This is a genomic window from Citricoccus sp., from assembly GCF_032154715.1.
Taxonomy (GTDB): Bacteria; Actinomycetota; Actinomycetes; order Actinomycetales; family Micrococcaceae; genus Citricoccus.
This window is the reverse complement of sequence record NZ_JALDXU010000033.1, coordinates 1-14,572: the sequence shown is the minus strand read 5'-3', so window position 1 is coordinate 14,572 and position 14,572 is coordinate 1. Positions and strand designations below refer to the sequence as shown.

Genomic DNA, 14,572 nt, shown 5'->3' with positions numbered 1-14,572 from the left:
CAGGAACCCGTCCGTCCGCCACTAGACTGGTAGGCATGCCCATCCGATCCTCCGCAGGCGCCCCGCGCCCACAGGACCGCTCGACGACCCCGCTGTCCGCGGACGGTCCGGCCGCGGATGCGGTGCCCGCAGCGGTCCTCTGGGACATGGACGGCACCCTCGTGGACACCGAACCCCTGTGGAACGAGAGCCAGCGTGCCCTCGTGGAGGCCGCCGGTGGGCGGTGGACCGCCGAGTTGGCGCACGGGCTGGTGGGCCAGGCACTGGACCACGGCGCCCGCCTGCTCCAGGAAGCCGGGGTCACACTCAGCGTGGGGGAGATCATCGAGCACACCATGACGGACGTGGTCAACGGCGTGCGGCGATCGTTGCCGTGGCGCCCCGGCGCCAGGGAACTGCTCACCTCGTTGCGCGATGCCGCCGTGCCTGGTGCCCTCGTCACCATGTCCCACGCCCCGCTGGCCGCCGTGGTCGCCGAGTCCGTCCCCGCCGGTTCACTCGAGTTCCTCGTCACGGGGGACATGGTCCTGCGGGGCAAGCCGGACCCGGAGCCCTATGTGACAGCACTGGACGTCATGGCGCGCCGCCACGAGAACCTGGACCGAAGCGCCTGCGTCGCGGTCGAGGACTCGATGCCGGGATTGCTCTCCGCGGCCGGCGCAGGCCTGGCCGTCGTGGCGGTCCCACACGTCCTCCCCCTGCCCGATGACCCACGGTGGGAGAAGTGGACCACCCTCGCCGGCCGCACCCCCCGCGACCTCGCCACGGTGGCCGCGCGGAGGTCGGCTGCCTCGTGAGCAGCGACGCACTCGAGTCCGCTTCCGACCGCCGCGGGAAGCTCCGCCTCGGCTCTCTGATCGGCGTTCCGGTCTACTTGTCCTGGAGCTGGTCGCTGATCGCCCTGTTCGTGGTGGTGCTGTTCGGGCCTCAGGTCCAACGGCTGTTCCCCGAACTGGGGATCGGTGCCTATGGGATCGCCTTCCTCTATGCCGTGCTCCTGTTGCTCTCCGTCCTGGTCCACGAGCTGGCCCATGCCGCCAGTGCGAGGGCATTCGGCTGGCCCACCACGGAGATCGTCCTGAACCTGTGGGGGGGCCACACCCAGTTCGGCAGTTTCCAGGCCACTCCGGGCCGCTCCCTCGTCACGGCGCTGGCGGGACCCGCCGCCAACGTGCTGCTGGCCCTCGGCGGACAACTGCTCATGGTCACGTGGGCCCCGGACGGCGTCGGCAGCCTGCTGCTCGGCATCTTCACCTACGCGAACTGGCTGGTGGCGGTCTTCAACGCCCTCCCGGGCCTTCCCCTGGACGGTGGCCGGATCGTCGAATCAGCCGTGTGGGCGGCCACGGGGGACCAGGACAAGGGCACCGTCGCCGCGGGCTGGGCCGGACGCGTCATCGTGCTGGCCCTGGTGGTCGGGGTCGTGCTGGTGCCCCTGGTGCAGGGGCGGCCGGCTGATATCCCGCTGATCGTCATCCTGGTCATGGTCGGCTACTTCCTCTGGACCGGTGCCACCGAGTCCATCCGCGGCGCCCAGCTCCGGCTGCGGGTCCCGGGCCTGACCGCCGCGCAGCTCATGCACCCGGCCATCGGCCTCCTCAACACAGCCACCGTGGCGGAGGTACGGAGCCGGCCCTCCGGCACGCTCGCAGTGCTCGTGGGCCCCACCGGACAGCCGGAGGCCATCGTGGACGAGGCCGCTCTGGCCCGTGTCCAGGACCGGGACGCCTCGTCCGTCCTGGCCGCGGCCACCGCCCGGGCACTGTCCCACGGCGCCGTGGTCCGTGCCTCCGATGCCGGCCGCCCCCTCGTGGACCGGCTCGCCGCGGTGGACGGCGCGGAATACGCTGTACTGGCTCCCGACGGCACCGTCTGCGGTGTGCTCCGCCAACCCGAGGTGGTCCAGTGGCTCACCACGGGCCGCCGTCGCCGACCCTGACCTCCCACCAGAAGGACCACCGCCGCATGACCGACATCCCCAACCCCACCGGCGTCAACGAACGCCGTGGCCCCCTGCGCCCCGGCCAGCGGGTCCAGCTCAAGGACGCCAAAGGACGCCTGAACACCATCACCCTCACAGAGGGCGGGCAGTTCCACAGCTACCAGGGCGTCCTGCACCACGACGACCTGATCGGCGGCCCGGACGGCGTGGTGGCGCGTAACTCTGCCGGTCACGACTATCAGGTCCTGCGACCGCTGATCAGCGACTTTGTCCTGTCCATGCCGCGCGGGGCCACCGTCGTCTACCCCAAGGACTCCGGTCAGATCGTGCAGATGGCGGACATCTTCCCCGGCGCGCGGGTGGTGGAGGCCGGCGTCGGCTCCGGCGGTCTGTCCATCTCGCTGCTGCGCGCGGTGGGGGACGCGGGGGAACTGCACTCCTACGAACGCCGCGAGGAGTTCGCGGACGTGGCCCGCGCCAACGTCCAGACCTTCTTCGGCGGGGAGCACCCGGCCTGGCGGATCCACCTCGGTGACGCGCAGACGGAGATGACCGCGGTCCATGAACCCGGTTCCGTCGACCGCGTGGTGCTGGACATGCTGGCCCCGTGGGAGTGCCTGGACGCGGTCGCGGCCGTGCTGGCGCCGGGCGGCGTGTGGATCAACTATGTCGCCACCGCCACTCAGCTCTCCCGCGTGGCCGAGGCGATCCGCGAGGACGGACGGTTCACTCAGACCGAGGCCTCGGAGACCATGGTCCGCGGCTGGCACCTCGACGGCCTGGCCGTACGACCCGATCACCGCATGGTCGCCCACACCGGTTTCCTGCTGGTCTGCCGTCGTCTGGCCACCGGCCAGGAGGCCCTGGCGCTGAAGAAGCGATCCAAGGTCTCCGAGTTCAAGGCCGTGGACGTGGAGGCCTGGCAACCGGAGGACGAATCACGCTGGACCCCGCAGGCCCTGGGCGAACGTCCCGTCACGGACAAGAAGGCCCGCAAGGCGGCCCGCGAGGCGGCGTCCATGGAGCAGAGGGGCGCACGACGCCACCTCGCCGACCCGGATCCGGGTGAGGGCGCGGCCACGGCCGCAGACACCGTGGAGCCGGTCGATCCGGCAGACCTCTGACCGGCGGACCCTCCACCGGCCGGAGCCGGGTTACGCCACCAGCCAAGCGCACCACAGTGTTCGTGGACAGGCTTAGGATGAAGAGGTAAGGCTGACCTCAGGCATCCCCGATCCGGTTGGCCGGAAAGGTATCCGTGAGTGATCCCACCACCGCCGGAACCACCCCGATGGAGTCCGGCCTGACACACCAGCTGGAGTCGGCGAAGCGTCGCGCCTCCACTCTCGTGGAGAAGAACCGGACGCTCGAGTACCAGTTGCAGGCCGCTGCCCGGAACAACCGACGCATGGTCGACCTGCTGGAGGAGACCCGGGACGAGATCACCACGCTCAAGGCGGCGCTGGAGCTGGACGGGGAGGCACCTTTCGCCTTCGCCACCGTCCTGGAGGTCCACCCCGCCCGCGAGCCCGTCGAGGGCGTCGAGATCGCCGCGACGGTGCAGGGTGGAGTGGACGTCATCCACAACGGCCGCCGGATGCGGGTGACGGCGTCCCCGCTGCTGGAGCCCGCCCGGATCACCCCGGGCTCCGATGTGCTGTTGAACGAGTCCCTGACCATCGTGTCCGTGCTCGAGGCCGAACGGGCCGGGGAGCTGGTCCGCGTGAAGGAGACCTTGGACGACGGCCTGCTGGTCGTCGTCGGGCGCGGGGACGAGGAACGCGTGGTGCGCCGGTCGCATCGCCTCTCGGGTCAGCGCATCCGCGTGGGGGACGCCGTCACCTATGACTCACGCACCGGCCAGGCGCTCGACGTGGTCCCGCTGAACGAGGTCCAGGATGTGGTCCTCGAGGAACTCCCGGACGTCAGCTACGAGGACATCGGTGGTCTGGGGGACCAGATCGAACAGATCCGCGACTCCATCGAGATGCCGTTCCTGCATCCGGGTCTGTACCGCGAGCACGGGCTCAAGGCCCCCAAGGGCATCCTGCTCTACGGGCCCCCCGGCACCGGCAAGACCCTGATCGCCAAGGCTGTGGCCTCCTCCCTGGCCGCCCGCTCCACCGAGGAGCGCCGCTCGTACTTCCTCAACATCAAAGGCCCCGAGCTGCTGAACAAGTACGTGGGGGAGACGGAGCGGCACATCCGCACCATCTTCGCCCGCGCCCGCGAGAAGGCCTCGGACGGCTACCCCGTGGTGGTGTTCTTCGATGAGATGGAGTCGTTGTTCCGCACCCGCGGCTCCGGCGTCTCCTCGGACGTGGAGACCACGATCGTTCCCCAGCTGTTGGCCGAGATCGACGGTGTGGAACGACTCGACAACGTCATCGTCATCGGTGCCTCGAACCGCGAAGACATGATCGACCCGGCGATCCTCCGCCCTGGCCGCCTGGACGTGAAGATCCGGGTCTCCCGGCCGGACGCCGAGGGCGCCGCGGACATCTTCAGCAAGTACCTCACCACCGCCCTGCCGCTGCACGCCGCCGAGCTGGAGCGGCACGGCAGCCGGGCGGACACCGTCGCGGCCATGATCGCCGCCGTCACCGACCATCTGTTCGCCCGCGGCCCGGAGACGGAGTACCTGGAGCTCACCTACCTGGACGGCTCCACCCGGACGCTGTACTTCGCCGATTTCACCTCCGGCGCCGTCATCGCGAACATCGTGGACCGGGCCAAGAAGCAGGCCATCAAGGACTACCTGTCCGCAAGCTCCGCCGAGGAGGCCAAAGGGCTGCGCACCGAGCACCTGGTGCAGGCCGTCCGGGAGGAGTTCACCGAGCAGGAGGACCTGCCCAACAACACCTCACCCGAGGAGTGGGCCCGGGTCTCCGGCCACCGCGGCGGACGCGTCGCGGGGATCCGCATGCTGGTCCGTCACGGCTCTACGGACCCTCTTCCCGCCCTGGCCCCCACCGGCCACTCGGGCTCCTCCGGAACCGCAGCGACCGCAGGCGCCCCTGGCCTCTCAGGGAACACCGGCACGACGACGGCGAGCGCCTCCCAGCAGGAGTCCCGGTGACGCACGTGCCCACACCCCCGGACAGGGTGGCCGGCGTCGGGCCCGTGGTGATGGACCGGCACGGGTTGGTTCCGGTCGATGCCGCGCTTCCGGCCGGACGCGACACCGCCGGGTGGGGCGTCCATCGGGTGATGGGGCTGGAGACCGAGTACGGCGTCCACGCCCCCGCCAACCCCGGTGCGGGGCATTCGGTGCTCTCCGTGGAGGTGGTCAACGCCTATGCGGACCTCGTGACGTCCCGGGGCGGGACCGTGGCGGGCACGGAGTGGGACTACGGGGAGGAGTCCCCGCTCGTGGACGCCCGTGGCTGGCAGTTGCCCCGTTCGGCGGCCCATCCTACGCAGTTGACGGATCAGCCCCTGATGGGCGAGGACGGCAGTCCCGTGCACCTGCTGACGAACCTGGTGTTGCCCAACGGGGCCCGCCTCTACGTGGACCATGCCCACCCCGAATACTCCTCACCCGAGACCACGAACCCCGTGGACGCCATGGTGTGGGACCAGGCAGGCGACCTGGTGGCGTTGGCCGCCTCGGAACGCATCGCCGCGGCGCCGGGGGAGCCCCAGGTGCTGCTGTACAAGAACAACACGGACAACAAGTCGGTGTCCTACGGCGCTCACGAGAATTACCTGGTGACCCGCAGCCTGGACTTCGAGGAGCTGGCACGGCACCTGGTGCCGTTCTTCACGGTCCGGCAGGTGATCTGCGGCGCCGGTCGCGTCGGGCTCGGTGTCACGGGGTCGAGCCCCGGATTCCAGATCAGTCAGCGGGCGGATTTCTTCGAGGAGGAGGTCGGCCTGGAGACCACGGTGCGGCGCCCCCTCGTGAACACGAGGGACGAGCCGCATGCCGACGCCGACCGGTACCGCCGGCTGCACGTGATCATCGGGGACGCCAACCTCTCGCAGTACGCGACCTGGCTGCGTTGCGGCATGACCGCCCTCGTGCTCTCCATGATCGAGCTGGGAACCGCCCCGGAGGTGGAACTCATGGATCCCGTGGCGGCCCTGCAGCGCATCAGCCACGACCCCACCCTGCAGGCCGCCGTGCCCCTGGTGCGTCCCGTGGAGGGGACCGGGCCGGACGGGGCCCGTGAGGCCACCGGGCTGGAGCTCCTGCGGGTCTATCTCGAGGCCGCCGAGCGGCATGTCTCCCGCTTCGGCATGGGGGACGAGGCCACCCTGGACGTGCTGCGGGCCTGGCGGGACTCCGTCGAGACCCTCGGCACCGATCCGGCCGCCATGGCGGACCGGCTGGACTGGGTGGCCAAGCACCAGCTGTTGTCCGGGTACCGGCAGCGCCACGGCCTGGACTGGGACGATCCCCGCCTCGGGATGATGGACCTGCAGTATGCGGACCTGCGCCCGGACAAGGGGCTCTACCAGGCCCTGTTGCGCCGTGGCTCGATCCGCCGGCTGGTGCCGGACGAGAGGATCCGGGACGCCGTCGACACTCCTCCGCGGGACACCCGGGCCTGGGCTCGCGGACGGACGGTGGACGTGTTCGGGCGTCACGTGGTCGGGGCCAGCTGGGACACCCTCCTGGTGCGCGAGGACGGCGAGGGCCCCCTCTACCGGTTCCATCAGAGAGAGCCGCTGGCCGGCTCGGCCGAACAACTGCCCGCGGTGTTCGACGAGCCCGCGGCGGAGGGATCCTACGGGCGGCTGCTCGAGGCCCTGGCCCGGGTCCAGGCCGGCCCGCCACGGCACCACCGGCACCCCTGACCCCCTGACCCCCTCACCGACCGACATCACCATCACCAGCACGACCATCACCAGCATCAGGAGCGACCATGTCACAGCAGTACGGATCATCCTTCGACCGCGAGGAAGACTCCGCCAACGGTCCTGACGCGGATCCCACGCCGGCGCCCACGGGCGCCGCAGGGAAGTCCAGCACCGCCGACCTGGACAGCCTGCTCGACGAGATCGACTCGGTGCTGGAGACGAACGCCGAGGAGTTCGTCAAGGGCTTCGTCCAGAAGGGCGGCCAGTAGCCCGCATGGACCGCAGGATCATGGGCGTCGAGACGGAGTTCGGCGTGCACTACTCCCATCCGGGTTCACGGCCACTGACTCCCGAGGAGGTCGCCCGGTACCTGTTCCGCCCCGTGGTCGAGTGGGGGCGCTCCTCCAACGTGTTCGTCACCAACGGCTCCCGGCTGTACCTGGACGTGGGCTCCCACCCGGAATACGCCACGGCGGAGTGCTCCACCCTGGACGAGCTCGTGGCGGTGGACAAGGCCGGCGAGCGGGTCATGCAGGAGCTGATCGACGAGGCCACCGGACACATGAGGGCCGACGGATTCTCCGGGACCATCTACCTGTACAAGAACAACGCCGACTCCGCGGGCAACTCCTACGGTTCCCACGAGAATTACCTGCTCAACCGGCGGACCGAGTTCCGCCGGCTGTCCGAGGCACTGATCCCGTTCCTGATCACCCGGCAACTGGTCTCCGGGGCGGGCAAAGCCATCGGCGGCCGTTCCGGGGCCGGCGACGGCGGGCTGCACCCGGCCGACGGGACGGAGTCGAGAACGCCCGAAACCGCGGAACCCCACTTCGCCTTCTCCCAACGGGCCGACCACGTGATGGAGGGCATCTCCTCCGCCACCACCCGCTCCCGTCCCATCATCAACACGCGGGACGAACCCCACGCGGACGCCGCCGAATACCGCCGCCTGCACGTCATCGTGGGGGACTCGAACATGTCCGAGACCACCCAGCTGGTCCGGTTCGGGGCCACCGACCTGCTCCTGCGCATGATCGAGGCAGGAACGCCCCTGGGCGACCACCAGCTCGCCAACCCCATCCGGGCCATCCGGCAGGTGTCCCACGACCTCACCGGAACCGCCCAGCTCGACCTGCGCAACGGCGGGCACCGTTCTGCCCTGCAGCTGCAGCGCCACTACCTGTCTCAGGCGACCGCCTTCGTGCGGGACCACGGCCCCCACCATGAGCAGGTGCCAGCCGTGCTCGATCTCTGGGAGCGCACCCTGGACGCCGTGGAGAGCGGAGACTACTCCCGGATCGACACCGAGATCGACTGGGCCATCAAGCATCGGTTCCTGTCCCGGTACGCCACGAAGAACTCCCTGGACTGGGATGCGCCACGGATCGCCCAACTCGACCTCTCGTACCACGACATCACCCCCCAGCGAGGCCTGTTCTCGCTGCTCCAGTCGCGCGGGGCCGCCGCGCGGTTCCTGGACGATGCCGCCATCGAGGACGCGGTGGAGCACCCGCCGCCGTCCACCCGGGCCACACTGCGGGGCCGGTTCATCCGGGCTGCGCGGGAGGCTCGCCAGGCCTACTCCGTCGACTGGACGCACCTGAAGCTCAATGACCGGCCGCTCCAGGCCATCAGCATCAAGGACCCGTTCCAGACCGAGTCGGATCGGCTGGATGCGCTCATCGCGCACCTGCACCACACGGCTGGCGAGGAGTCCGACCCATCCAGCGTCCATCCAGTCTGACGTGACAGACTGGAGGGGCCGGGTGACGGCCCGGCCTGGGTGCCGCCCCGCCGCCCTCCTCGCCCCGGGGCCCGGCCCCGTCCCGTACCAACCGAAGGATCCCATGTCCCGCACCGAGTCCCGATCGCGCCGGTCCCGCGCCGCCGCGCCCCTGTCCCTGTCCATCGTCGGCGCCCTGCTGCTGGCCGGCTGTGCCGCCCCGGAGCCACGTGGCGCCGGTGACATCGAGGCCCTGGAGCCCGTGTCCATGGAGGTCAACGAGGAGGGCGCCCCCGTAGTCACGGTGGACGGTGATATCCAGGCCGAGGAGGTCTCCTCCCGCGTGCTGAAGGACGGCGACGGCGAGGACGTCAATGATGGCGACATCGCCCTGGTGCAGACCGCCATCGTGGACCCGGCCTCCGGCGAGGTCACCGCCGAGAACTTCACCCAGGGCTCCGAGGCCGTGTTCCTCAACGACACGCTGAAGGAAGGCAACGACGTCCTCTACAACATGCTCGACCAGAACAAGGTCGGCGCGCAGATCTCCTTCTTCATGCCCGGGGCCCAGATGGGCCAGGGCGCCCCGGACCAGCTGATGGTCTTCCAGATCGCCGACGTCCGGCCGGCGCGCGCCGAGGGCGAATCCGTGGAGGTCACGGACGAGGCGCTCCCCGAGGTGACCCTGAACGAGGACTCGGGCGAGCCCACCATCGCCGCGCCCGAGGGCGATGCCCCGACCGAACTCGTGGTGCAGCCCCTCATCGAAGGCGACGGCGAGGAGGTCGGGGAGGGTGACTACGTCACTGTCCAGTACAAGGGCGTGAAGTGGTCCGACGGCGAGGAGTTCGACTCCTCGTGGACCGGCGAACCTACCGGTTTCCAGCTCGACCAGGTCGTGGCCGGTTGGACCGAGGGCCTGCAGGGCCAGAAGGTGGGCTCCCAGGTGCTCCTGGTGGTGCCGCCGGAGAAGGGCTACGGCGACTCCGACGGCCACGAACTCCAGGAGGAGACCCTCGTCTTCGTGGTGGACATCCTGCACACCATGGCACCAGCCGAGGCACCGGAGTCGACCGAGCCGGCCCCCTCAGAATCGGCCCCCGCGGAGTCAGCATCCCCCGAGTCTGAGTAGGCTGGGACGGACCGCAGAACTGAGCAGAACTGTTCTCTGCCCCACCTTCTGGAAGGAAGAAACCCATGTCCTTCGGACAGCGCAATTATGACCGCACCCGCCCGGAGATCGAGTTCCCCGGTGAGAACCCGCCGGAAGAGCTGGTCATCGAGGACATCGCCGAGGGCTCCGGCCAGGCCGTCGAGTCCGGCGACCGGGTCTCCTGCCACTACCTCGGGGTGGCCTGGTCCACCGGCGCCGAGTTCGACGCCTCGTGGAACCGCGGCCAGCCGCTGGACTTCCAGGTCGGCGTCGGCCAAGTCATCAAGGGCTGGGACGACGGCCTGCTGGGCATGAAGCTCGGCGGCCGCCGCCGTCTCGAGATCCCGCCGCACCTGGCCTACGGGGACAGCGGCGCCGGCGGCGAGATCGGCCCGGGCGAGACCCTGATCTTCGTGGTGGACCTCGTCGGAATCAACTGAACCCACCGTGTCCGCCGCATCGCCAGCGCGCTCCACGGAGCGCATCGTCTCCCTGCTGTGGGTGCTCTTGGCGAGCGGCCGCCGCGGAGTCACCCGCGAGTACCTGGTCAGCTCCGTGGACGCCTACGCACTGTCACCGTCAGCGGCGGCGTTCGAGAAGATGTTCACGCGTGACAAGGAGGTCCTGAAGGGCATCGGCGTGCCGCTCGAGTCCTTCACGGTCCAGGACGAGTCCGGCTTCGAGTCCTCGGAGCCGGGCGGGGACGTCCGCTACCGCATCGACGAGGACCGGATGTACCTGCCCGCCGTTCCCTTCACCAACGGGGAGCGCCTGGCCCTGATGCGGGCGGAATCCGCCTGGGCCGGTTCGGAGATCGGTCAGGCCGTGGTCCGGGCCCTGGGCCGGGTGGATGCGGGGGAGGACTGGCTCGAGGCCACGTCGGGCTCTGACCACGAGGCCTTCGGGGTGCGCCTGGCCGGGGCGGACCGCTACCTGACGGAACTCGGGGACCTGGTCCGCGACCAGTCGGTGGTGCGCTTCCGCTACCGGACTGTGAATGCCGAGCGCGCCGAGGACCGGACGGTGCGGGCCTGGGCGCTGACCAACCCGATGGGAGTCTGGTACCTCGTCGGCTGGGACCTCGACCGGCAGCAGCAGCGCACCTTCCGGCTGACCCGGTTCGAGTCCGAGCCCCGGGTGGCCGCGGCCGGTCCTGCCCACGCGCGCGCCCCGCTCCGACCCGCCGACCTCGACATCCAGGCGGTCCACGACGTGGTCTCCGGCCAGCGGCAACCGGCTTCCACCGTGCTGCATCTGGCCACCGGCCGGGCCGTCCATCTGCGGATCGGTGCCGGACCCACCGGCAACACCACCTCAGTGCCGGAGGGCTGGGACGAGGTCCAGATGATCTACACCCGCCCGGCGGAACTGGCCGGGAGCATCGCCGCGGCGGGACCTGTGGCCCGGGTTCCGGACGTCGAGGACCCGCTGCGGGCCGCCGTCGTGACATTGCTCGAGGGGGCCCTGGCCGCCCACAGGGCGGCACGGCCGGACTACACGCTCAGCACACCGAAGCGGCGCCGCAACCGCAGGACCGACCGGGACAAGGTCGCCGCGGTGGTGGACGCCATCGGGCTCGCGAACCAGCGGGACGGGATCAGCCGCGCCGAACTCGCCGAGCGGCTCAACGTCGGCGACCGTGAGCTCACCGCCATTCTGGACGAGCTCTGGTTCTGCGGCATGCCCGAACGGCAGTTCGCCGGACAGCAGTTCGAAGTCCTGGAACAGGACGGCCGGATCCGGATCACCCAGGCCGAACGACTCTCCGGCCCTCTTCGCCTCAGTGTTCCGGAGGCCGCCGCCCTGGCCATCGGCCTCCGCGCGGCAGCGGGCATCCCGGGCCTCACGGACACCGAGCGGCAGGACACCACGTCGGCGCTGGACAAGATCCTGGCGGTGTCCGGCCCCGAAGTGGAGCAGGCGGGTGACGGGATCGTGGCCGGGTTCGACTTCGGTCCCTTCACCGAACTGGCCGGACGGCTGCACGCCGCTGTCCGCGAACAGACCCTGCTCTCGATCGACTACCACTCCGCCACCAGGGACGAGACGTCGACGCGCACCGTGGAGCCGCTGCGCATCACCAGCGAGGGTGGCCACGGCTACCTGCAGGCCTGGTGCCGCTCGAGCGACGGCCGGAGGAACTTCCGCCTCGACCGGATCGCCGCCGTCCGCGAGACAGGGGAGACCTTCGAACCCCGTCAGCTGCCCGTCGACGACCGCCTGTTCACCCAGCACGGCGACGAGACCGCCGTGACGATCCACTTCGCCCACCGGATCCGTGACCTCGCCGCCGGATTCGATCCGGAGAGAACCGCTGTCCTGGACGACGGCTCGGTGATCGCGGAGATCAGGCTCGCCCACGCTGACTATGCCCACGCCCAGGCGGCCCGCTTCGGCGGGGAGTTCCGGGTGCTGGCCCCCCAGGAGCTCGTCGACTCGACCGTCGACTGGCTCCAGCGCGCCCGGACCGGATACGTCACCGGGAATTCACCGTCACCGGGTGTCTCCCTGGGCACCGGACCCTCGGTGTGACGTAAACTCGACAACGTTCAATCGAAAGGACGCTCCCCATGGCTGGACTTCAGGGATGGCAACTCGTCATCATCATCGCCATCGTGCTGTTGCTGTTCGCGGCCCCCAAGCTGCCGGCGATGGCCCGCAACCTCGGCCAGTCGATGCGGATCTTCAAGTCTGAGGTCAAGCAGATGAAGGACGACGGCACCGGCACGAAGGACGCCCAGGACACCGCGGACTCCGCGGACGGTCAGAACGCCGAGGGCTCGGATGCCGTCGAGGGCCGCATCGTCAACGGTGACGCGGACGGCACGCGGAACGGTCGGAAGACCGGCACCAACGACCAGCAGTAGCAGCAGGTCTCCGCCTCCATGACCTCTGCTCCCAAGGCGGCCCGCCCGAAGCGCACCAAGGTCACCCGGGCCTCCCGCAAGAACAACCCCGCGGGGGAGATGGCCCTCAAGGACCACCTCAAGGAACTGCGCAACCGCCTCATCATCGCCGGCGTCGGCCTGACCCTGGGCGCGATCGTCGGGTTCATCATCTACCAGCCCTTCTTCTCGGCCCTGATCGACCCGGTCCACCGGCTCTCCGACGAGGGCCGCATCGTGACGGTGTCCTTCAGTGCGGTGGGGCAGCCCTTCGACATCATGCTGCAGGTCGCCCTGTTCGTGGGGCTGGTCATCTCGAGCCCCATCTGGCTGTACCAGGTCTGGGCCTTCGTGGTGCCCGGGCTGAAGAAGAAGGAGAAGCGCTACGCCCTGGGGTTCATCGGGGCCGCCGTCCCGCTGTTCGTCCTGGGTGTCGCGCTGGGCTGGCTGGTCCTCCCGGAGGCGGTGCAATTCTTCGTGGGGCTGTCCCCGGAGGGCACCGCCAACGTGATCTCAGCGGATGTCTACATCCCCTTCGTGCTCCGGCTGTTCCTGGCCTTCGGCTTCGCCCTCGTGCTGCCCGTCGCACTGGTGGGCCTGAACATGATCGGGGTCCTTCCCGGTCGGCAGATCATCAAGCACTGGCGGATCACCGTCTTCCTGATCGCGCTCATCGCCGCCCTGGCCGCCCCGGGCTCGGACGCCATCACGATGTTCTACCTCGCGATGCCGCTCATCCTGCTGTTCGGCGTCGCCATCATCATCTGCCTGTTCAACGACAAGCGGCGGGCCAAGCGCACGGCGAAGGCGGAGCAGGACAACGAGGAGTACCTCACCACGGGTCCGGCGTCCCTCGACGAACTGTAGGCGCCAGCCGCCCGTCGGGCACCGCCGGTCAACCACCGGCCGGGCTCTGCCGGTCCCGTCGGCGGCAGGACCCGGCCATGTCCTAGGCTGGCCCCATGGCACCTTCCGCGGACAATACCACCGGCCAGCCGAGCCCCGCGGAGCGCTACGCGGCCGCCAAACGCCGGGCCGCGGACGCCCGGACCGAACTGGGCCGGTTCACCACCACGCTGGGCTTCGAACTGGACCCGTTCCAGGCCGAGGCCTGCCGTGAACTCGAGGCCGGCAACGGCGTCCTGGTGGCCGCCCCGACCGGGGCCGGCAAGACGGTGGTCGGCGAGTTCGCCATCCACCTCGCCCTGACCCACGGCCAGAAGGCCTTCTACACCACGCCGATCAAGGCGTTGAGCAACCAGAAGTTCCAGGAACTCGTCGCCACCTACGGAGCCGACCGGGTGGGTCTGCTGACGGGCGACACCGCCATCAACTCCGAGGCCGAGGTGGTGGTGATGACCACCGAGGTGCTACGGAACATGCTCTACGCGGATTCCGACACGCTGACGAACCTGGCCTATGTGGTCATGGACGAGGTCCACTACCTGGCCGACCGGTTCCGCGGGGCCGTGTGGGAAGAGGTCATCATCCACCTCCCGGAGCACGTGCAGCTCGTCTCCCTGTCCGCCACCGTCTCCAATGCGGAGGAGTTCGGTGCCTGGCTGGACACGGTGCGCGGTTCCACCTCGGTGGTGGTCTCCGAGCACCGTCCCGTGCCCCTGTGGCAGTACGTCATGGCCGGAAATCAGCTCTACGACCTCTTCGCCACGGAGGTGGCCTTCGACGAGGTCGCCCCCGTCAGCGACAACCCGGCCTCGGAGGCCCAGCCCGCGCCGGAGCCCCAGGACACCTCGGGCGGCCGACTGGTCCTCAACCCCGAGCTGGCACGCCTGGCCGAGGACCAGCGACGCCGCGAGGAGCGCAGTGACTGGGGACGTCCCGGCCGCAGCACCTACCGTGGCGGCCGCGGTGGCCCCCGGGGCCGCGGCGGCGGCAAAACCGGCGGAGGCAAGACCGGCGGGGGCCGGAGCGGCGGCCGGGACGGCGCAGGCCGCCAGCCCCGGGATCGCCGGCGGTCCGGCTCCGCCCCCTACGGCCGGGAGGAGCGCACCGCCACCACTCGGTACGACGGCGGCGCCGCCGGTTCCGGGCAGGCCTCC

Annotated in this window: 13 protein-coding genes; all 13 read left to right on the top strand. The window is 70.1% G+C overall.

The genetic code is table 11. The annotated features are described in order from the left end of the window. Positions 1-35 precede the first annotated feature (35 nt). Positions 36-797 carry an HAD family hydrolase gene (locus RUH65_RS07585; protein WP_313816728.1) on the top strand — a complete coding sequence of 254 codons (762 nt, stop codon included), beginning with the start codon at positions 36-38 and terminating at the stop codon, positions 795-797. Continuing rightward, positions 794-1,939 carry a site-2 protease family protein gene (locus tag RUH65_RS07580; RefSeq protein ID WP_313816727.1) on the top strand — a complete coding sequence of 382 codons (1,146 nt, stop codon included), beginning with the start codon at positions 794-796 and terminating at the stop codon, positions 1,937-1,939. Before RUH65_RS07585 ends, RUH65_RS07580 begins: the two co-directional genes overlap by 4 nt. A gap of 26 nt (positions 1,940-1,965) precedes the next feature. After that, positions 1,966-3,066, top strand: coding sequence for a tRNA (adenine-N1)-methyltransferase (locus tag RUH65_RS07575; RefSeq protein ID WP_313816726.1), 1,101 nt, complete (start codon positions 1,966-1,968; stop codon positions 3,064-3,066). A gap of 167 nt (positions 3,067-3,233) precedes the next feature. Continuing rightward, positions 3,234-5,021: a proteasome ATPase gene (gene arc, locus RUH65_RS07570; RefSeq protein ID WP_396179797.1), complete on the top strand. Its 1,788-nt coding sequence runs from the start codon at positions 3,234-3,236 to the stop codon at positions 5,019-5,021. Positions 5,022-5,071: 50 nt separating this feature from the next. Continuing rightward, positions 5,072-6,745 carry a depupylase/deamidase Dop gene (gene dop, locus RUH65_RS07565; protein WP_313816744.1) on the top strand — a complete coding sequence of 558 codons (1,674 nt, stop codon included), beginning with the start codon at positions 5,072-5,074 and terminating at the stop codon, positions 6,743-6,745. Positions 6,746-6,813: 68 nt separating this feature from the next. Then, the gene (locus RUH65_RS07560; RefSeq protein ID WP_313816725.1) at positions 6,814-7,017 is read left to right on the top strand and encodes a ubiquitin-like protein Pup; all 204 of its coding nucleotides are present in this window, start codon (positions 6,814-6,816) and stop codon (positions 7,015-7,017) included. 5 nt (positions 7,018-7,022) lie between these two features. Continuing rightward, positions 7,023-8,495 carry a Pup--protein ligase gene (gene pafA, locus RUH65_RS07555; protein WP_313816724.1) on the top strand — a complete coding sequence of 491 codons (1,473 nt, stop codon included), beginning with the start codon at positions 7,023-7,025 and terminating at the stop codon, positions 8,493-8,495. 103 nt (positions 8,496-8,598) lie between these two features. Beyond that, complete coding sequence (locus RUH65_RS07550) at positions 8,599-9,606, top strand: FKBP-type peptidyl-prolyl cis-trans isomerase (protein WP_313816723.1); 1,008 nt, start codon at positions 8,599-8,601, stop codon at positions 9,604-9,606. Between the two features lie 65 nt (positions 9,607-9,671). Continuing rightward, positions 9,672-10,067: an FKBP-type peptidyl-prolyl cis-trans isomerase gene (locus RUH65_RS07545; protein ID WP_313816722.1), complete on the top strand. Its 396-nt coding sequence runs from the start codon at positions 9,672-9,674 to the stop codon at positions 10,065-10,067. 7 nt (positions 10,068-10,074) lie between these two features. Beyond that, the gene (locus RUH65_RS07540; RefSeq protein ID WP_313816720.1) at positions 10,075-12,159 is read left to right on the top strand and encodes a WYL domain-containing protein; all 2,085 of its coding nucleotides are present in this window, start codon (positions 10,075-10,077) and stop codon (positions 12,157-12,159) included. Between the two features lie 38 nt (positions 12,160-12,197). Further along, positions 12,198-12,494: a Sec-independent protein translocase subunit TatA gene (tatA, locus tag RUH65_RS07535; protein ID WP_313816719.1), complete on the top strand. Its 297-nt coding sequence runs from the start codon at positions 12,198-12,200 to the stop codon at positions 12,492-12,494. 18 nt (positions 12,495-12,512) lie between these two features. Beyond that, positions 12,513-13,379, top strand: coding sequence for a twin-arginine translocase subunit TatC (tatC, locus tag RUH65_RS07530; protein WP_313816718.1), 867 nt, complete (start codon positions 12,513-12,515; stop codon positions 13,377-13,379). A 95-nt stretch (positions 13,380-13,474) separates the two neighbouring features. Next, positions 13,475-14,572 (top strand): DEAD/DEAH box helicase (locus tag RUH65_RS07525; RefSeq protein WP_313816717.1); only part of this gene is annotated, 1,098 nt, incomplete at its 3' end.